Here is a 19,147-nt window from a genome sequence, read left to right on the forward strand (position 1 = left end):
AGGCAGCGCGCCGATGCCGGGCGCGCTGCTCGTGCTGCGTTGATGCGGGCTCGAGTGCGCTCAGTCGAGGGCATTGATCGCGCTGATGGCAGTCGGCGCGTGCTCGGGTTTTTCGGCCAGTTCCTCGAACTCGTTGATGGCGTCGATCTCGGTGCCCATCGATATGTTGGTCACACGCTCGAGTATCACTTCGACGACGACCGGCACGCTGTGCTCGGCGGCGAGCGCCTGGGCCTCTTTGAGCGCCGGGGCGATCTCTTCGGGCTTGAACACGCGCAGCGCCTTGCAGCCGAGGCCTTCGGCGACCGTCACGTGATCGACGCCATAGCCGTTCACTTCAGGTGCGTTGATGTTCTCGAACGCGAGCTGCACGCAGAAGTCCATGTCGAACGCGCGCTGCGCCTGGCGGATCAGGCCGAGATACGAGTTGTTCACGACGACGTGCACGTACGGCAGCTTGAACTGCGCGCCCACGGCCAGCTCTTCGACCATGAACTGGAAGTCGTAGTCGCCCGAGAGCGCCACGATGGGACGCGTCGGATCGGCTGCGCGCACACCGAGCGCCGCGGGAATCGTCCAGCCGAGCGGGCCCGCCTGGCCGCAGTTGATCCAGTTGCGCGCCTTGTACACGTGCAGGAACTGCGCGCCGGCGATCTGCGAAAGGCCGATGGTGCTCACGTAGCAGGTGTCGCGGCCAAACGCCTTGTTCATCTCTTCGTACACGCGTTGCGGCTTGATCGGCGTGTTCTCGAAGTGCGTCTTGCGAAGCATCGTGCGCTTGCGCTCCTGGCAGTCGGCCACCCACGCGCTGCGATCCTTCAGCTTGCCCGCGGCCTTCCATTCCCTGGCGATTTCGACGAACAGTTCGAGTGCGGCCTTCGCGTCCGAGACAATGCCGAGATCCGGGCCGAACACGCGGCCGATCTGCGTCGGTTCGATATCGACGTGCACGAACTTGCGACCCTTCGTGTACACCTCGACGCTGCCCGTATGGCGGTTCGCCCAACGGTTGCCGATGCCGAGCACGAAGTCGGAGGCGAGCATCGTGGCGTTGCCGTAGCGATGCGAGGTCTGCAGGCCGACCATGCCGGCCATGAGCGGATGGTCGTCGGCAATCGCGCCCCACGACATGAGCGTCGGGATCACGGGCACGCCCACGGTTTCGGCGAACTGCACGAGCAGGTCTTCGGCTGCTGCGTTGAGCACGCCGCCGCCCGAGACGATCAGCGGCTTGTCGCTCGCGTTGAGCAGTTCGAGCGCGGCTTCGATCTGCTTGCGCGTCGCGCGCGGCTTGTAGACCGGCAGCGGCTCGTACGTGTCGATGTCGAATTCGATTTCGGCGAGCTGCACGTCGATCGGCAGATCGACCAGCACCGGACCCGGACGGCCCGAGCGCATCAGATGGAACGCCTGCTGGAACACGCGCGGCACGAGCGCCGGCTCGCGCACGGTGACGGCCCACTTGGTGACGGGCTTGGCGATCGACTCGATGTCGACGGCCTGGAAGTCTTCCTTGTAGAGGCGCGCGCGGGGCGCCTGGCCCGTGATCGCGAGGATCGGAATCGAATCGGCCTGGGCCGAGTAGAGGCCCGTGATCATGTCGGTGCCCGCGGGACCCGAGGTGCCGATACACACGCCGATGTTGCCCGGCGTGGCGCGCGTGTAGCCTTCGGCCATGTGCGAGGCGCCTTCGACGTGGCGCGCCAGCACGTGCGTGATGCCGCCGGCCCTTTTCATCGCCGAATAGAACGGATTGATGGCGGCGCCCGGCACGCCGAAAGCGGTGTCGATGCCTTCTTTTTCGAGCACCAGAACGGCGGCGTCGACGGCTCTCATTTTGGCCATGATTGTCTCCTGAATGTCTCGTATGCGAGGAATGGCGATGCGTTGAGGCCCACTTTAGGGGCGCAGGAAAGGTTTGATAAGATCAGTCCAGGTCGTTTATTCCGAAACAAAAAGTATGGAATGCCGGCGGGAGGGGGCTTTCCGGCTCGCAACCCGACGGGGGAGACACGCAATGGACCGCTTCAAGCAGATCGAGACCTTCGTGCGCGTCGCGGACGCGGGCAGCCTCGCGGCGGCGGCGCTCGAGGAAGGCGTTTCGCCGGTGATCCTCGGGCGTCGTATCGACGCGCTGGAAAAGCGCCTCGGCGTGAAGCTCATCTACCGTTCCACGCGGCGGCTCGTGGTGAGCGAGGAGGGCGCGGCCTTTCTCGAACGCTGCCGCGGCTTGCTCGCCGACTGGGATCAGGCCGAAAACGAACTATCCGCCGGGCGCCAGGTGGTGAGCGGCCATCTGATCGTCTCGGCGCCGGCGGCGTTCGGGCGCAAGCACGTCGCGCCGCTCGCGCCCGAGTTCCTCGCCGACAAGCCCGAACTGCAGGTGTCGTTCAACCTCACCGACCGCGTGGTCGATCTGGTGCGCGAGGGCTACGACCTGTCGATCCGCATCGGCGGCGCGGTGGACCCGAACTTCGTCGCCGTGAAGCTCGCCACCAACCGGCGCGTCGTGTGCGGCACGCCCGAATATTTCCGCAGGCACGGGCGGCCGAAAACGCTCGAAGACCTACCAAACCACAATTGCCTCGCGTTCAACCTGCAGGGCGGCCAGAACCGCGGCTGGTACTTCAGCCGCGGCGGCAAGCTCGTCACCGTGCGCGTGGGCGGCACGCTCGACTGCAACGACGGCGAGCTGCTGCATCGCTGGGTGACCGAGAGCCTCGGCCTCGGCTGGCGTTCGACCTGGGAGATCGACGCCCAGCTCGCGCGCGGCGAACTCGAAACGGTGCTCGACGAATACGCGCTGCCCGATTACGACATCCTCGCGGTGTATCCGCAGCAGCGCTACGTGCCGGCGCGCGTGCGCTACTTCATCGACTACCTCAAGGAGGTCTACGCGCGGCCGGGGTACTGGGCCGGCGCGTAGTCGCGCGCTTCGCATTTATTTTTCGTTTTCGTGCACACGGAGCGGGAATAAACTGGCCCGAGCTTCGGTAGTGCCTGTATGCGGCCACGGTCGCGTAAGCCAAACGAAGACGCGAGGGGACGACGTGGGAGAAACCGCGTACGAGCAGGATGAGGCCGCACGCAGCCGCCGCTTTCAGGCGCTGGCGCTGCCGCATCTCGATGCGGCCTACAACCTCGCGCGCTGGCTCTCGCGTAACCCGGGCGACGCGGAAGATATCGTCCAGGAGGCGTTTCTGCGGGCGTTCCGCTTCTTCGACGCGTTTCGCGGCGACGAGGCCCGCCCCTGGCTGCTCGCGATCGTGCGGCGCGTCTGGTACGACGAATGGCGGCGGCGCGCGGGCGCGGAAGAGGTGGCGCCGTTCGACGAGTTGCGCGACGACGCGCCGCTCGAAGGCTGGGAAACGGGCGGCGTCGATCCCGAGACGCTCGCGATCCGCGCCGAAGACACCCGTTATGTGCAGGATGCGCTCAGGCGCCTGCCGGTGGAGTATCGGGAAGTACTGGTGCTGCGCGAGCTGGAGGAGCTGGGTTATCGCGAGATCGCGGCGATCGCCGATCTGCCGCTCGGCACCGTGATGTCGCGGCTCGCGCGTGGCCGCAGACGGTTGGCGACGCTGCTGGCGGCGTACCACGGCGGCGAGCGAAACAGGTCAGCGGCAGGTAGTGCAGTCGGTGAGACTGCAAACGATTCGGTTGTCCGCGCCCCCGGCTGCGCGGACGACAGGGCAGGAGTCGGGGGAAGCAGTCAAGCCAGGAGACCATCCGGCCGGGGGAACGGCGGTCGGTTCCGCGAGGAGCCGGCCGCCGACGGCGGAGCGCCGTTGCGCACTCGCTCTCAAACCGAAGGCCGAACGACGGAGGCGCCCGATGAACTGTAACGAAGCGCGCCCGCTGGTCGACGCGAGCGTCGACCGCGAACTCTCCGCCGCCGACGAATGGCGTGTGCGCGAGCATCTCGCAGGCTGCGAGCCATGCCGGCGTGTCGCCGACGACGCGCAGGCCATCTCTCGAATGATCCGATCCGCGCCATACAACCGTGCGCCGGCTGGGTTGGCTGCGCGTATCGTCGCGGCATTGCCGGCGACGGACGTACCGCCGGCAAAAGCAATGCCTTCGCCAACCCCCGCGCGCGCTTCGGGCGGCTGGCGCGCCTGGCTGCGCAACTGGTGGCCGGGCAGCGGCGGCGGGGCGCGAGGCGAGGCGGGCGGTCGTGGCTGGGGCGCTGCGTCCGTCAACGCGGGGCCGCGCGCGGCCACGCTCGCGTGGTTCGGCTGCGCGGTGTTGATTCTTTGCGCGCTGGCAGTGATTGCCACGCTGCAACTGCGCCGCCCGGCCGCTGAGGTGGCCTTCGTCGACGATCTCGTGTCCAGCCACGTGCGGGCCCAGATTTCGGGCCGCGATATCGACGTGATCTCGACCGACCGCCATACCGTGAAGCCGTGGTTCAATGGCCGGATCGACTACGCGCCGCCTGTCTTCGATCTGGCGCAGCAGGGCTTTGCGCTCGCGGGCGGACGTCTCGATTATGTGGGGCGCGAACGCGTCGCCGTGCTCGTCTATCACCATGGCAAGCACGTGATCGATGTCTATGTGTTCCCGCCAGGCGCGAACGGGCCGGCCGTCTCGGGCGCCGTGCCGCAGAGTTCGAGCGAAGGCTACGCCCTTCTGCGCTGGCAGGCGGCGGGCATGACCTTGTGGGCGGTGTCGGACGCCGGTGCGGACGCGCTCGACGGCCTGCGCGCGGCGCTCGACGCCCGTCTCGCGGGCGGCGCGAGCGAGGCGGCCGGCAGCTAGGCTGTCGCCTCACACGGCCGCACAGGGGCGCCTTCATGGCGCTCCTCGCCGCGCAAGTCATTGAAAACACGCCCGAATCATCGCCCGAACGCACGATCTGTCTTGCGTGCGTAGCCCATCCGCGCTACAATCTTCGGCTTCTCACTTGCCGCACCGGTTCCGACGCCCGGGTGGCTTAAATCCACAAGGAGTGATACATGCGTCATTACGAAATCGTCTTCATCGTGCACCCCGATCAGAGCGAGCAGGTGCCCGCCATGATCGAGCGCTACAAGAGCACGATCACCTCGCACGGTGGCCAGATCCACCGCATCGAAGACTGGGGCCGTCGTCAACTGGCCTACATGATCGAGAAACTCGCGAAGGCTCACTACGTCTGCATGAACATCGAATGCGACCAGGCCACGCTCGACGAACTGGAACACGCGTTCAAGTTCAACGACGCTGTTCTGCGTCACCTCATCGTCAAGATGAAGAAGGCCGAAACCGGCCCGTCGCCGATGATGAAGGAAGTGCAGCGCGAAGAAGCCAAGAAGGCGGCTGCCCAGCCGACCGAAGCGCAGGCTTAAGTACGTAAGCCATCAGGATTCAAGCAAAGTCATAGCCAACCCCGCGTGAACAGGCTTCAACTTACCGCTAGCGTCGTCGAACGCGAACCGGTGCGGTATACCCCCGCCGGCGTTCCGATCGCAAGCGTCACGTTGCAGCATCGCACGGAGGTCGTCGAAGCCGGCATTCCCCGCTTCGTCGAACTCACGATGCCCGCGGTCGCGGCCGGCAAGGCCTGCGGTCTCGTAGAAAGCTGTGAGATGGGCGTGGAAGCGCTCTTCACCGGTTTTCTGGCGAAAAAGCACCGCAATGCGCGAACCCTGGTGTTTCACATCACCGAAATGCAAGGCACAGGAAAGGACTAATCATGCCCCGCCCGACTGGTAAGAAATTCGACAAGCGTCGTCAGCAACAAAACCCGCTCTTCAAGCGCAAGAAGTTCTGCCGCTTCACGGCTGCAAACGTCGAACAAATCGACTACAAGGACCTCGACACGCTGAAGGACTTCATCGGCGAAAACGGCAAGATCACGCCGGCTCGTCTGACGGGTACGAAGGCCCACTATCAGCGTCAGCTGGACACGGCTATCAAGCGCGCGCGTTTCCTCGCGCTGATGCCGTACACCGACCAGCACAAGGCCTAATAAGACGACGCGATAAGGAGCAATAGAATGCAGATCATTCTTCTGGAAAAAGTCGTCAACCTGGGTAACCTCGGCGACATCGTCAAGGTGAAGGACGGTTACGCACGTAACTTCCTGATCCCGAACAAGAAGGCACGCCGTGCTACGAAGGACGCAATCGCTGAATTCGAAGTCCGCCGCGCAGAACTCGAAAAGGTCGCCGCTGAAAAGCTGGCAGCCGCGCAAGCCGAAGGCGAAAAGCTGAACGGCCTGACCGTCCAGATCGGCCAGAAGGCCGGCGTGGACGGCCGCCTGTTCGGTTCGGTCACGAACGCGGACATCGCCGTTGCGCTCACGAAGCAAGGCTTCGCAGTGGAAAAGGCGCAAGTGCGTCTGCCGGAAGGCCCGCTGAAGATGGTGGGCGACCACCCGGTGCAGGTTGCACTGCACACCGACGTCCTCGTCGACGTCACGGTGTCGGTGCTGGGCGAGCACGCCTAAGTACCCACGTGCGGCCCTCACGGGCCGCGCGGTTTGACGCAAGATTCAGGAAGGGCAGGAGCCGCAGGGCTTCTGCCTTTTTTGTTGTGCGCTGCCTGGACGCTCCGCGCATTGCAAGTTTTCAAGCTTGTTCGAGGCACCCCCTTGTCCGATAATTGCCCTCCATGAACGCTCCGAAAGATCCCCAACTCGACTCGCTGAAAGTCCCGCCGCATTCGATCGAAGCCGAGCAATCGGTGCTCGGCGGCCTGCTGCTGGATAACGGCGCATGGGACCGGATTGCCGACTTCCTCTCGCAAAGCGACTTCTATCGCTACGATCACCGCATCATCTTCGAGCACATTGGCCGGCTGATCGCCGCCACGCGCCCGGCCGACGTGGTGACGGTGTACGAGGCGCTCGGCACCTCGGGCAAAGCGGATGACGTGGGTGGCCTCGCGTACCTGAACGCGCTCGCGCAGAACACGCCGAGCGCCGCGAATATTCGCCGCTACGCGGAAATCGTGCGTGACCGCGCGGTGCTGCGCCGCCTCGTTTCCGTCGCCGACGAAATTTCCGCCGACGCCTTCAACCCGCAGGGCAAGGAAGTGCGCCAGCTGCTCGACGAGGCCGAGTCGAAGGTGTTCTCGATCGCCGAAGACGGCGCGCGCGGCACCCAGGGCTTCCTCGAGATCGGGCCGCTGCTCACGCAGGTCGTGGAGCGCATCGACACGCTCTATCACACGGCCAACCCGAGCGACGTGACGGGCACGCCTACGGGCTTCATGGACCTCGACCGCATGACGTCGGGCATGCACGGCGGCGAGCTGATCATCGTGGCAGGGCGCCCCTCGATGGGTAAGACCGCGTTCTCGATGAACATCGGCGAGTACGTGGCCGTCGAGTATGGTCTGCCGGTGGCCGTGTTCTCAATGGAAATGCCGGGCACGCAGCTCATCATGCGTATGCTCGGGTCGGTGGGCCGTCTGGATCAGCACCGCATGCGTACGGGCCGTCTGACCGATGAGGATTGGCCGAAGCTCACGCACGCCGTGCAGAAAATGAGCGAGGCGCAGATCTTCATCGACGAAACCGGCGGCCTGAATCCGATGGAATTGCGCTCGCGCGCGCGGCGTCTGTCGCGCCAGTGCGGCAAGCTCGGGCTCATCATCATCGACTACCTGCAGCTGATGAGCGGCTCGGGCACGGGCGAGAACCGTGCGACCGAAATTTCGGAAATTTCGCGCTCGCTCAAGAGCCTGGCGAAGGAACTGGATGTCCCTGTGATCGCGCTCTCGCAGTTGAACCGCGGTCTGGAGCAGCGTCCGAACAAGCGGCCGGTGATGTCGGACCTGCGCGAATCGGGCGCAATCGAACAGGACGCGGACGTCATCCTGTTCATTTATCGCGACGAAGTCTACAACCCCGACAGCCCCGACAAGGGCACGGCCGAAATCATCATCGGCAAGCAGCGTAACGGTCCGATCGGACCCGTTCGCCTCACGTTCCACGGTCAATACACGAAGTTCGATAATTTTGCCGGAGCGCAGACCTTCTACGGCGAATAACGCAAAGCGTTGCGCGGCTTGCGCCAAAGTGGCGCAAATGCCGCGTTGGCGACTGCCGATCCATGCGGCAGCTCTCGCCTGACGATACAATATTGCCGTTTTATGACAGCCATCTCTGTCACTTATTTTGCCGCCCGATTGCCGCGAAGTGACCGCGAAGTCACCGCTTCGTGACGGCAATCCGAGACCAATTTCCGGGATACCAATGTTCGGTCGATTCATGCCCACCGAGGGCAAGTTCTTCGAGATTTTCAATGCGCATGCGAAATGCATCGTTTCCGCGAGCCGCGAACTCGAACTCCTGATCGATAACCTCGCTGACGCCGAGGTTCACAAGCAGAATGTGCAGGCCTCCGAAAAGGCCGCCGACAAGCTCACGCACGAGGCGATCGACCTTCTGCACAAGACCTTCATCACACCGCTCGACCGCGACGAGATCCACAAGCTGATCACCACGATGGACGACTGCCTCGACCTGATGGAAGACGTCGCCACGGCCATCTCGCTCTACGACGTGCAAGCCGTGACCGCCGAGGCGAGCCAGCTGGCGCACGTGGTGACGGCCACGGCCGAGCGCGTGCAGCTGGCGGTGGGCCTGCTCTCCGACATGAAGCAGGCGCGCGAGATCCTGCAGGCCTGCGAAGACATCGACCGTCTGGAGTCCGACGCCGACCGCTTGCTGCGCGGGGCCATTTCGAAGCTCTTCCGCGAGGAAGACGACGTCAAGAACCTGATCAAGCTGAAGGCGATCTACGAACTGCTCGAAGCGATCACGGACAAGTGCGAGGATGTCGCGAACATCATCGAAGGCATCGTGCTAGAGAACGCCTGAGCACACTGCGATGCAATCGATACAACTCGCTCTCTGGGCGGTCGCGACGCTGGTCGCCATCGCTCTCGTCTTCGATTTCATGAACGGCTTTCACGACGCGGCGAATTCCATCGCCACGGTCGTGTCCACGGGTGTTCTGAAGCCGCAGCAGGCGGTGGCCTTCGCCGCCATGTTCAACGTGATCGCCTATTTCGTGTTCCACCTGAAGGTGGCGCAGACGGTAGGCAAGGGCACCATCGATCCCGATATCGTCGACCACTACGTGGTGTTCGGCGCGCTGATGGGCGCGATCGGCTGGAACGTGCTCACCTGGTACTACGGCATTCCGTCGAGTTCGTCGCACGCGCTGATCGGCGGTCTCGTGGGGGCGGCGCTCGCGAAGTCGGGCTGGGCCTCGCTCAACTTCGACGGCCTCATGAAGACCGTGGCGTTCATCTTCATCTCGCCGCTGCTCGGTTTCGTGCTGGGTTCGTTCTTCATGCTCACGGTGTCGTGGCTGTACTTCCGCACGCCGCCCAGCAAGGTCGACCGGCGCTTCAGGCGCCTGCAGCTGCTCTCCGCGAGCCTCTATAGTCTCGGCCACGGCGGCAACGACGCGCAGAAGACCATCGGCATCATCTGGATGCTGCTGATCGCAACGGGCTACTCGGCGATCGGCTCGGACGCGCCGCCCATCTGGGTGATCGGCGGCTGCTATCTGTCGATGGGTCTCGGCACGCTGTTCGGCGGCTGGCGCATCGTGCGCACGATGGGGCAGAAGATCACCAAGCTCAAGCCGGTGGGCGGTTTCTGCGCGGAGGCGGGCGGGGCGCTCACGCTTTTCACGGCTTCGTGGATGGGCATTCCCGTTTCGACCACGCACACGATCACCGGCGCGATTGTCGGCGTTGGCGCGACGCAAAAACTCAGCGCGGTGCGCTGGGGCGTGGCGGGCAACATCGTCTGGGCCTGGGTGCTGACCATACCGGCCTCGGCCACGCTGGCCGCGGCCGCATGGTGGCTCGGTCACCGCTTCATGTAAAACCTGCGGCGCCTTCGGGCGCCGCAGTGCTTTTGAGGCTACGCCCGCGCGCTGACGCGCGCTTCAGATCAGTGGCGTGCTGGCCCCGTCCATCGGAATGAGCGCGCCGGTGACGTAGCTCGCGCGGCGGCTCGCGAGGAAGAGCGCGACATCGGCGATTTCCTCCGGCTTCGCGTAGCGCCCGAGCGGCACCCTCGATTCGCCGTTCGCCAAGGCCTCTTGCGCACCGACGCCCGTGCGTTGCGCCTCCAGCTGAACGGCCTCCTGCAGCCGCTCCGTGAGCGTGGCGCCGGGGTTGATCGCGTTGATGCGGATGCCATAGCGCGCGTGGTAATGCGCGAGGCCCACGGTCGCGAGCATCAGCGCCGCGTTGGCCGCGCCGCCCGCGATATGGATGTCACTCGCGAACTTGCCGCCCATGCCGATGATGTTGACGATCGCCCCGGGTTCCATGCTCTCGCCCGACTTGATCCGCTGCACCATGCGGCGCAGCACCTCTTGCTGCGGGTAGATGTAGGGGAAATATTTCGCCTCCATCGTGGCCCTGAACGCGTCCGCATCGAGGGTTTCCGGGTCGTAGCGGCGTGCCGCGCCCGCGCTGTTGATGAGGATATCGATGGGGCCGACCGCGGTGGAGACTTCTTCGACCACGTCGGCGGCGCTATGCGCTTCGTGCAGGTCCGCGCGCGTGAGGTGCACGTGCAGGCCTTCGCTCGCTAGTTGCTCACGAGCACGCGCGAGATTGGCGGGGTCGCGCGAGACGATCGCCACGCGGGCGCCTTCCTGCGCAAAGGCGCGCGCGCAGGCAAGGCCAATGCCCTTGCTGCCGCCCGTCACGAGTACCACCTTCTTGCTGAGTCCAAGATCCATCGTCGCCTCGCTGCGCGAAAGTATGAAAAACGGTCCCAAAACGATAGCAGAGGCGCGGGGCGCCGCAAACCGCTGCAAGCATGCTCGGCCGTTCGGCCAGGGGCAACGTGCCGCGCAGCGCCGTGGCCGGGGTCGCTTCAGTCGCCGCCGTTGGCAAAGCGCGCGATCGGGTCGTCGCTGGGCTGGGTCGGGGCGGGCGAGGCCGGGCCGGCCGTCGAGGCGCGCATGATCTGCGCGCCTCCCGCGGCTGGCGACGTCGCCTGGATCGGCGTCGAGCCCACCTGGCCGGCCTGGCGCGCCGCTGCGCTTGCCGTGGGCGGAGGGGGCTCGAAGGCGTCGGCGGCGGCGTCGATGGCGTCGCGCGGGGCGCTGGCGGCGGGGTTGGTAGCGTATGCAGGCGCGTTGTTGGCGGGCGCGGCCGCCGGTGCGAGCGCGCCCGCGTCGCGTGCCTGCGTCTGCGCCGCGCCGAGCGAGGCGGGCGGGGGCTCGAACGCGTCGGCCGGAGCGGCGGTGGAAGCCGTCGGCGTGGTGGCTGGCGTTGTCGGTGGTGTTGCCGCATAGGCCGCCTGCGGTGCGCCGACGACGCGGTTCTGGCTCGCGGCCGCGACTCGCGGCACGGGCTGCGCCGCCGCAGTCGGCGCGACGCTCGCCATTGCGGCAGCCGGTGGCGCGGTGTTCGCGCCAGGCACGCGTTCAGCCGGCGCAGACGCTTCCCAGGTCGGCGTCTCGAAAGGCGTGCGTTTGGGCGGCGCCATGCGGCGGATCCCGTCGAAGCGCTTCGCCCAGTACGGGTTGGTCAGATAGTCGAGTCGCACTGTGCCGCCGGTCGAAGGCGCGTTGACGAAGCGCAGGTTGCCGACATATATCCCGACGTGCGAATGCGGGCGCCCCGTCGTATTGAAGAAGACGAGGTCGCCGGCGGCAATCTCGTCGGGCTCGATCGTTTCGCCGCGCATGCTCATGTCGGCCGTGGTGCGGGGCAAGTCCACCGAGGCCGAGCGCGCGAGCACGTATTTGACGAGACCGCTGCAATCGAAGCCGCTGTCGGGCGTATTGCCGCCCCAGCGATACGGAATGCCGACGAGCCCCATCGCCTGGATCGAGATTTCCTCGCGGCCCACGCTGTGATCGACGAAATTGGGGACGCCCGCAGGCTTGGTGCGCCACGCGTTTTCGCCGGCGGACGAACCACTGCGCGATACCCTTTGCGGCGCACTGGAGCACGCGGCAAGCAGGACTGCGATCAGAAGCGGAAGCCAGAGTCGACGCATGAAGCGGAGGTGGCGCGCGCGCGACGCTCGCGCCATCGGGAAAACGGATCATGGGCGGATGGTAGCCCGCCCGTCAGCGCTTTCGCAAGAATTCTTCACAACTTACTTGAAGTTCGTGCGCCAACTGTTGTGCCTGGGGGACGCCTGGGCAATAAAAAAGGACCGTATCCGGTTCCCCGGATACGGTCCTCGCCATCTGCACGGGCGCCCCAGAAAGGCGGTGCCCAAGCGAATGGATTACAGGATATCGGACGCGTAATCGGCAAGCCGCGAGCGTTCGCCGCGTGCGAGCGTCACGTGGCCGCTGTGCGCCCAGCCCTTGAAGCGGTCCACCACGTAGGTGAGGCCGGAGCTGCCTTCGGTCAGATACGGCGTGTCGATCTGCGCGATGTTGCCGAGACACACGATCTTCGTGCCCGGACCCGCGCGCGTGACGAGCGTCTTCATCTGCTTCGGCGTGAGGTTCTGCGCCTCGTCGATGATCAGATACTTGTCCACGAACGTGCGGCCGCGCATGAAGTTCATGCTCTTGACCTTCAGGCGCGAGCGGATCAGTTCCTGGGTCGCGGCGCGCCCCCATTCGCCGGCGGCGTCATCGGTCTTCTGAAGCACTTCGAGGTTGTCGTCGAAGGCGCCCATCCAGGGCTGCATCTTTTCTTCTTCGGTGCCCGGCAGGAAACCGATGTCCTCGCCAACCGGCACGGTCGCGCGCGTGACGATGATCTCGTTGTAGCGCTTCTCGTCGAGCACTTGCGCCAGGCCCGCCGCGAGCGCGACGAGTGTCTTGCCCGTGCCGGCCTGGCCGAGCAGCGTGACGAAGTCGATCTCCGGATTCATCAGCAGGTTCAGCGCAAAGTTCTGCTCGCGGTTGCGCGCCGTGATGCCCCACACATTGTTCTTGTGGTGGCCGTAGTCGCGCAGCGTTTGCAGGAGCGCCGTCTTGCCGTTGAGCTCGCGCACGATCGCGTGGAACGCCGGTTCGCCGTTCTGCGGTTCGAGATAGACGAACTCGTTCACGAGCATCGAGAGGCACTCGGGACCCGTCACGCGGTAATACGTGGTGCCGGTCTTGGTGTCCTGCCAGGACTCCATGCCCTTGGCGTGCTTCGACCAGAAGTCCTGCTGGAGCGCACGCACGCCCGAGTAGAGCAGGTCCTTGTCTTCGAGAACCTGGTCGTTGAAGTAGTCTTCCGCAGGCAGGCCGAGCGCATGAGCCTTGATGCGCATGTTGATGTCTTTCGACACCAGCACGACGAGGCGGTCCGGCCGGTCACGCTGCAGCGCGCGCACCACGCCGAGGATCTGGTTATCGGCTTTGCCCTGGGGCAGGCCGTCGACCGGATCGATATGCGTGAGCGTGGTCTGGAAGTACAGGCGCCCAAGCGCCTCGCGGCTGCCGAGGCGGCCAAGCGAAATGCCTTCCGAGATCGGGCCCGCATTGGCGACCAGCTGGTCGAGCGTGCGGCTCACCTGGCGCGCGTTGCGCGCGACTTCCGACATGCCCTTCTTGTGGTTGTCGAGTTCTTCCAACGTCATCATCGGCAGATAGACGTCGTGTTCCTCGAAACGGAACAGGCAGGTCGGGTCGTGCATCAGCACGTTGGTGTCGAGCACGAAGAGCTTCTGGACTTCGGTACTCTCTTCGGGATGCACGCGTTTTTTCGTGCCGGCGCGCGTGGCGGGCGCAGCGGCGCCGCCGGACGCTTTTGCCGAGGCGGGTTTGCCGCCGCGCGCAACGGGTGTCTCGTCGGCATCGGTGCGGGCCTCGAGAGGCTGCAGCAGCGCTGCCGTGACTTGCTTGCTGTGGTTGCGCTTGTTGCGCGCGGGCGCCGGTGCGACCGGTTCGAGCGCGGCCAGTTCGGCGCTGGCGCTCGAAAGCGGCACCGTGCGCAAGGTGGTTGCGGCGTTGGCGGCCTGCGTCATCGGCTCGGCAACACTGCCGGGGCCGTATTCTGCAACGTCGGCCGCGTCGTTCTCGCTCGCGGCCTTGCGTGTGCTGCGCGTCGTGCGGGCACGCGCCTTGTATTCTTCGGGCGGCAGCAGGTTGCCGAGCTTGCTGGGGGGAGTAGGCAAAGGCATGGTGTCCCTCGAAAAAATCGGGTCGAGTGGTCGCGGGGTTACCCAGTAAGGCGCGCTTTCGGGCGGTGCGTGCGGGTGCCGGGTAGGCCTCCGCCGTTACTGCGCAAGGTGCGCGCTCATGTCAGAAAATGCCGGTTCGCCTGGTTTTCGATCAGCTCCTTGATGTTTGCGCGCGCCGGGTCGCAAAGCCGGCACGAACGGGGAGAAAAGCGGAAGAGAACAGCATCGAACAAACAAAAAAGCCGCCGCCCCGGATGACGAGGCAAGCGGCTTCATTTCGGTGTTGTCCCGTTGCCTCGGATACGCCCTTCCGGTCATTCCATGACCGGCTGCGAAACCGCCGCAACGCGACGTAAAAAGGGTTGGACAGGCACTCATTGCAGCCCAATATAACGCTCCTCAAAGCGCTTGTACAGCCTCCAGCACTTCATCGACATGGCCCGGGACCTTGATGCCGCGCCACTCCTGGCGCAACACGCCAGTCGCGTCGATGAGGAAGGTCGAGCGTTCGATCCCTCGTACCTGTTTGCCATACATTTTCTTCAATTTGATGACGTCGAAGAGCGTGCACAGCGCTTCGTCGGCATCCGATACCAAGGTAAACGGCAGTTCGAGCTTGGCCTTGAAGTTATCGTGCGAACGCACGCTGTCGCGCGACACGCCCACGATCTGCGCGCCGGCCTTTTTGAACTTCGGATAGAGGTCGCGGAACTGCAGGCCTTCGGTCGTGCAGCCGGGCGTGTTGTCTTTCGGATAGAAGTACAGCACCACCTTGCTGCCCTTCAGGCTCGACAGCGTGAAGTCGCCGCCGGTAGCAGGGGCGGTGAAGTCCGGGACGGGGTGGTCGACTGCGATGGTCACGTCAGGCACGTGGCTCTCCCTTTGTTATTGGCTGGCGTTGCCGCAGCGCACGGCGCCGTTTCGCCGGGACGGCGTGCCGCCCGCGGCGGGGGCGTTGCACGGGCGCGGGTCCTGGCAGGCACTGAGCGGCGCGCAGGCGGCGGATTCAGTCGGGCTGCACGATCAGCTGGCCGGAGCGGCCGGCGATCTCGCCCCAGGTGACAGGGTACGATGGCAGCGAATCCGGGTCCAGCGTCGCATGGTAGTCGCCCATCGTGGCAAACGTATGGCCTTGTGCGCGCCAGCCGGCGAGCAGCTGTTCGAACACCGGTGCGAGCTTCTGGCCTTCGAGTTCGGCGTGCAGCGTGAAGACCTGATCGTGCGGGTTGTTTTCGGTGCGCTTGAGCATCCACGCCGCGACCGTATCGGTATCGACGCCATCGACACCGAGCACCTCGTCGAGCGTGGGCAGCGTGGTGGGCATCTGCACGTGGTTCAGCGTGCGGCCCGCCACCACCGGACGGTAGGGCGAATGACCGCGCCCGTCGGAGGCGTAGCGCATGCCCCACGTGTCGATCTGCTCGAAGGCGGCTTCGTTCATCTGCCAGCCTGCCGCGCCGTGCGTGACGGGCGGCGTGCCGAAGATCCGCGTGAAGCGGTCGTGGCTCTTCTGCATCTGGCGCGCGGTCCACCGCGCGTCGCGCTTGCGCACGTTGTCCTGCCAGTACACGTGATCCCACGTATGGATGCCGCACTCGAAGCCGGCTTCGTGAATCGCGCGCATTTCCGCCGCGGCTTCTACGCCGATGTCGGGCCCCGGCAGCAGCACGCCGTACATCAGCTGCTTCACGCCGTAGTGCTCGACCACCGACGTGCGCGAGACCTTCTTGAGAAAGCCAGGTCGCAACACGCGACGCAGCGCCCAGCCCGTGTGATCGGGGCCGAGGCTGAACAGGAACGTGGCGCGCGCCTTGTAGCGGTCGAAGATGCGCGCGAGATTCGGCACGCCTTCGCGGGTACCGCGCAGCGTGTCGACGTCGATTTTCAGGACGATGCGGGCCAAGAGGCGATGACCTTTCTCTAACGCTTAATGTTGCTCGACGAGCGCACGCGCTTCGGCGACATGGCTGCGGTATGCTTCGAAGATCTTGCGCAGCGCTTCGTCGAAGGTCGACTTCGGCGCCCAGCCGAGTTCCTGCTTCGTGTTGTCGATCTTCGGCACGCGGTTCTGCACGTCCTGATAGCCTGCGCCGTAGTACGCGCCCGACGACGTTTCGACGAGCTGCACCTTCTTGGCCGTTTCCGCGTATTCCGGGAATTCGGCGGCGAGCGCGAGCATCTTGTGCGCGAGTTCGCGCACCGAGAAGTTGTTGGTCGGGTTGCCGATGTTGTAGATCTTGCCCGTGGCGACGCCGTCCTTGTTCTCGATGATCTTCATCAGCGCAGCGATGCCGTCGTCGATGTCGGTGAACGCGCGCTTTTGCGCGCCGCCATCCACGAGGCTGATGTTCTCGCCGCGCACGATGTGGCCGAGGAACTGCGTCACGACGCGCGACGAACCTTCCTTCGGCGTGTAGATCGAGTCGAGGCCCGGGCCGATCCAGTTGAACGGACGGAACAGCGTGAAATTCAGGCCTTCCATGCCGTAGCCCCAGATCACGCGGTCCATCAGCTGCTTCGAGCACGCGTAGATCCAGCGCGGCTTGTTGATCGGGCCGTAGGTCAGGGCGGACGCATCCGGGTCGAACTGCTCGTCCGAGCACATGCCATAGACTTCCGATGTCGACGGGAAGACGAGGTGCTTGCGGTACTTCACGGCCGAACGCACGATCGGCAGGTTCGCTTCGAAGTCGAGCTCGAACACGCGCAGCGGCTGCTGCACGTAGGTGGCGGGCGTCGCGATGGCGACCAGCGGCAGGATCACGTCGCACTTCTTGACGTGGTACTCGACCCACTCCTTGTTGATCGTGATGTCGCCTTCGAAGAAGTGCATCCGCTCATGCTTGACGAGGTCGCCGAGGCGATCCGTCTGCATGTCCATGCCGAACACTTCCCAGTTCGTGCTTTCGAGGATGCGCTTGGAGAGGTGGTGGCCGATAAAGCCGTTCACACCCAGGATCAGAACTTTTTTGGTCATGGACGGGGGACAGATGAAATGAGTTCGGAGAACGCGGCGGGGCTAATGACGGTCTCCTGACCGTTATGCTGATGCCGCAGTTCGTGGATCGCGATGGCGCGTGCGTCGCCGCAAACGGCGAAAAGCGCATTATCGCTTACGTGGATGCCCACGGGCAATCCGGCGAGGGTGCGGACCCTTTCGGCGTCTTGCGAGCCGGGGCGCACGAGACGCGCGCGTGCAATCACGAAACGTTCGTTGCCGATGTCGGTGAACGCGCCCGGATAGGGCGGCGCGACGGCGCGGATCAGGTTGTACACGTGCTGCGCGCTCTCGCCGAAGTCGATGCGGCCGTCTTCCGGCTTGCGCCCGCCGTAATAGCTGCCCTTCGTGAGATCGTTCGGCAGATGCGGCGCTTCGCCCGCGATCAGCGCGGGCAGCACGCGCCAGAGCGTCTGCTCGGCGGCGACCGTCACCTTGTCGAAGACCTGCGCGGCGGTGTCGTCGGGCAGGATCGGCACCGGGGTTTGGGCGACGATCGCGCCCGCGTCGGGCTTCGCGCCCATTTCGTGCAGCGTGGCGCCCGTTTCGGTTTCGCCGTTGAGCACGGCCCAGTTCGTGGGCACGCGGCCGCGGTATTTCGGCAGGAGCGAGCCGTGCACGTTGTACGCGCCGCGCCCGGCGAGGGCGAGCAGGTCCACGGGCAGCATGTGCCGGTAGTAGAACGAGAAGATGAAGTCCGGGCGCGCTGCCGAAACGGCCGCGCGCAACTCGGCGCTCTTCGGGTCGGCGGGCGTGACGACTTCGATGCCATGCTCCTCGGCCACCGACTTCACGCTGCCGAACCAGATGTTTTCGGTCGGGCTGTCTTCATGCGTGACGACGAGCGCAACGTCGACGCCGCCCGCGAGCAACACCTGCAGACAGCGCACGCCCACGTTGTGATACGCGAACACAACGGCGCGCGGTTTCATTGGCCGGCTCCTTCATTGGCCGCGTTCGTGGTGGCCGGCCTTGCAGCCGCACCTGCCGCTCGCGCGGGTTCAGCCGGTTGCGCGAAGGCGGCCGCCTGCATGAAATCCTGGCGCGGCGTATCGACGACGGCGCGGCCATTGCGCTCCTCGAGGATCGTCTGGATCAGGTAACGCGGACGCGCGCGCACCTGCTGGTAGATGCGGCCGATGTACTCGCCGAGCAGCCCGAGCGCGAAGATGATCACGCCGAGCAGGAAGAACGTGATGGCGAAGAGCGTGAACACGCCTTGCACTTCCGCGCCGAGGACGAAGCGGCGAATCAGCAGCAGCAGGAAGAGGCCTGCCGAGCCGAGCGAGAGGATCACGCCGATGAACGAGAGCCATTGCAGCGGCACGACGGAGAAGCCCGTCACGAGGTCGAAATTCAGGCGAATGAGGCTGTAGAGCGAGTACTTCGATTCGCCCGCGAAGCGCTCCTCGTGCGCGACCTCCACCTCGACCGGGTTCTGCGAGAACGTGTACGCGAGCGCCGGGATGAAGGTGTTGATTTCGCCGCAGCGGTTGATCGTGTCGATGATGCGGCGGTTGTACGCGCGCAGCATGCAGCCCTGATCGGTCATCTTGATGCGCGTGATGCGCTCGCGCAGACGGTTCATCGCCTGCGAGGCCTTGCGCCGCCAGAGGCTGTCCTGGCGCTGCTTGCGGATGGTGCCGACGTAGTCGTAGCCCTCGCGCATCTTCTCGACGAGCTTGCCGATTTCCTCGGGCGGATTCTGCAGATCGGCGTCGAGCGTGATGACGATCTCGCCGCGGGCCTGCTCGAAGCCCGCGAGAATCGCCATGTGCTGGCCGTAGTTGCCGTTGAGCAGGATCGCGCGCGTGGTATCGGGCCGCGCGCGGAACTGCTCCGCGAGCATCGCGGCCGAGCGGTCGCGGCTACCGTCGTTGATGAAGATCACTTCGTACGAGGTGCCGAGCTTGTCGAGCGCCGGATACAGGCGCACGAACAGCTCGGGAAGGCCAGCTTCCTCGTTGTAGACCGGAATGATGACCGAGACTTCCGGCGTGTCCGGGGTCAAGGTGCCTTGTTCCGTTTGACTCATGTGTGCGTCGATTCCGTTATTGGATGCTGCGGTTTGCTGCATGCGCAAATCGGCGGCGCAT

General features: G+C 65.1%; 19 protein-coding genes. 10 read left to right on the plus strand and 9 right to left on the minus strand.

The annotated features are described in order from the left end of the window. Positions 1 to 60: 60 nt before the first annotated feature. Positions 61 to 1,845, minus strand: coding sequence for a glyoxylate carboligase (gene gcl / locus AB3X99_RS04380; RefSeq protein ID WP_342945666.1), 1,785 nt, complete (start codon positions 1,843 to 1,845; stop codon positions 61 to 63). Positions 1,846 to 2,017: 172 nt separating this feature from the next. Between gcl and AB3X99_RS04385 the strand changes: the two genes are divergently transcribed. The 10 genes from AB3X99_RS04385 (at position 2,018) to AB3X99_RS04430 (ending at position 9,833) form a co-directional block, all read left to right on the plus strand. After that, the gene (locus tag AB3X99_RS04385) at positions 2,018 to 2,926 is read left to right on the plus strand and encodes a LysR family transcriptional regulator (protein ID WP_368616201.1); all 909 of its coding nucleotides are present in this window, start codon (positions 2,018 to 2,020) and stop codon (positions 2,924 to 2,926) included. Positions 2,927 to 3,050: 124 nt separating this feature from the next. Next, positions 3,051 to 3,845, plus strand: coding sequence for an RNA polymerase sigma factor (locus AB3X99_RS04390; RefSeq protein ID WP_083245505.1), 795 nt, complete (start codon positions 3,051 to 3,053; stop codon positions 3,843 to 3,845). Beyond that, a complete protein-coding gene (locus tag AB3X99_RS04395; protein ID WP_368616202.1) occupies positions 3,835 to 4,761 on the plus strand; it encodes an anti-sigma factor in 927 nt (308 codons plus the stop codon). The genes AB3X99_RS04390 and AB3X99_RS04395 overlap by 11 nt, the downstream gene beginning before the upstream one ends. Before the next feature lie 197 nt (positions 4,762 to 4,958). Beyond that, positions 4,959 to 5,330 (plus strand): 30S ribosomal protein S6, encoded by a 372-nt coding sequence (rpsF, locus tag AB3X99_RS04400; RefSeq protein WP_028216785.1) that lies wholly within the window; start codon positions 4,959 to 4,961, stop codon positions 5,328 to 5,330. Between the two features lie 45 nt (positions 5,331 to 5,375). Next, positions 5,376 to 5,675, plus strand: a complete 300-nt coding sequence (gene priB, locus AB3X99_RS04405; protein ID WP_028204898.1) for a primosomal replication protein N — start codon at positions 5,376 to 5,378, stop codon at positions 5,673 to 5,675. Between the two features lie 2 nt (positions 5,676 to 5,677). Beyond that, complete coding sequence (gene rpsR, locus AB3X99_RS04410; protein WP_027797225.1) at positions 5,678 to 5,953, plus strand: 30S ribosomal protein S18; 276 nt, start codon at positions 5,678 to 5,680, stop codon at positions 5,951 to 5,953. A gap of 27 nt (positions 5,954 to 5,980) precedes the next feature. Beyond that, positions 5,981 to 6,433, plus strand: coding sequence for a 50S ribosomal protein L9 (rplI, locus tag AB3X99_RS04415; protein WP_069267538.1), 453 nt, complete (start codon positions 5,981 to 5,983; stop codon positions 6,431 to 6,433). A 164-nt stretch (positions 6,434 to 6,597) separates the two neighbouring features. Then, positions 6,598 to 7,980, plus strand: a complete 1,383-nt coding sequence (locus AB3X99_RS04420; protein WP_069267537.1) for a replicative DNA helicase — start codon at positions 6,598 to 6,600, stop codon at positions 7,978 to 7,980. 205 nt (positions 7,981 to 8,185) lie between these two features. Next, complete coding sequence (locus AB3X99_RS04425; RefSeq protein ID WP_069267536.1) at positions 8,186 to 8,812, plus strand: DUF47 domain-containing protein; 627 nt, start codon at positions 8,186 to 8,188, stop codon at positions 8,810 to 8,812. 10 nt (positions 8,813 to 8,822) lie between these two features. Beyond that, on the plus strand, positions 8,823 to 9,833 hold the full coding sequence (locus tag AB3X99_RS04430) for an inorganic phosphate transporter (protein ID WP_321931921.1): 1,011 nt from the start codon (positions 8,823 to 8,825) through the stop codon (positions 9,831 to 9,833). Positions 9,834 to 9,896: 63 nt separating this feature from the next. Here AB3X99_RS04430 and AB3X99_RS04435 read toward each other — a convergent pair whose 3' ends face one another. The 8 genes from AB3X99_RS04435 to AB3X99_RS04470 form a co-directional block, all read right to left on the minus strand. Beyond that, positions 9,897 to 10,703, minus strand: coding sequence for an SDR family oxidoreductase (locus AB3X99_RS04435; protein ID WP_368616203.1), 807 nt, complete (start codon positions 10,701 to 10,703; stop codon positions 9,897 to 9,899). Between the two features lie 137 nt (positions 10,704 to 10,840). Beyond that, entirely contained in the window at positions 10,841 to 11,974 is a 1,134-nt protein-coding gene (locus tag AB3X99_RS04440; RefSeq protein ID WP_368616204.1) for an NlpC/P60 family protein, read from the minus strand. Positions 11,975 to 12,211: 237 nt separating this feature from the next. Further along, positions 12,212 to 14,053, minus strand: coding sequence for a PhoH family protein (locus tag AB3X99_RS04445; RefSeq protein ID WP_368616205.1), 1,842 nt, complete (start codon positions 14,051 to 14,053; stop codon positions 12,212 to 12,214). A gap of 399 nt (positions 14,054 to 14,452) precedes the next feature. Beyond that, entirely contained in the window at positions 14,453 to 14,914 is a 462-nt protein-coding gene (locus AB3X99_RS04450; protein WP_028204906.1) for a peroxiredoxin, read from the minus strand. Between the two features lie 145 nt (positions 14,915 to 15,059). Then, positions 15,060 to 15,956, minus strand: coding sequence for a polysaccharide deacetylase family protein (locus tag AB3X99_RS04455; RefSeq protein WP_342945672.1), 897 nt, complete (start codon positions 15,954 to 15,956; stop codon positions 15,060 to 15,062). Between the two features lie 24 nt (positions 15,957 to 15,980). Then, positions 15,981 to 17,030: a bifunctional UDP-4-keto-pentose/UDP-xylose synthase gene (locus AB3X99_RS04460; RefSeq protein WP_342945673.1), complete on the minus strand. Its 1,050-nt coding sequence runs from the start codon at positions 17,028 to 17,030 to the stop codon at positions 15,981 to 15,983. After that, a complete protein-coding gene (locus AB3X99_RS04465) occupies positions 17,027 to 17,983 on the minus strand; it encodes a formyltransferase (RefSeq protein WP_069267529.1) in 957 nt (318 codons plus the stop codon). Before AB3X99_RS04465 ends, AB3X99_RS04460 begins: the two co-directional genes overlap by 4 nt. Further along, complete coding sequence (locus AB3X99_RS04470; RefSeq protein ID WP_368616206.1) at positions 17,980 to 19,086, minus strand: glycosyltransferase; 1,107 nt, start codon at positions 19,084 to 19,086, stop codon at positions 17,980 to 17,982. The genes AB3X99_RS04465 and AB3X99_RS04470 overlap by 4 nt, the downstream gene beginning before the upstream one ends. Positions 19,087 to 19,147: the final 61 nt, after the last annotated feature.

The organism is Paraburkholderia sp. BR10882 (assembly GCF_040948855.1).
GTDB classification, from domain to species: Bacteria; Pseudomonadota; Gammaproteobacteria; order Burkholderiales; family Burkholderiaceae; genus Paraburkholderia; species Paraburkholderia nodosa_A.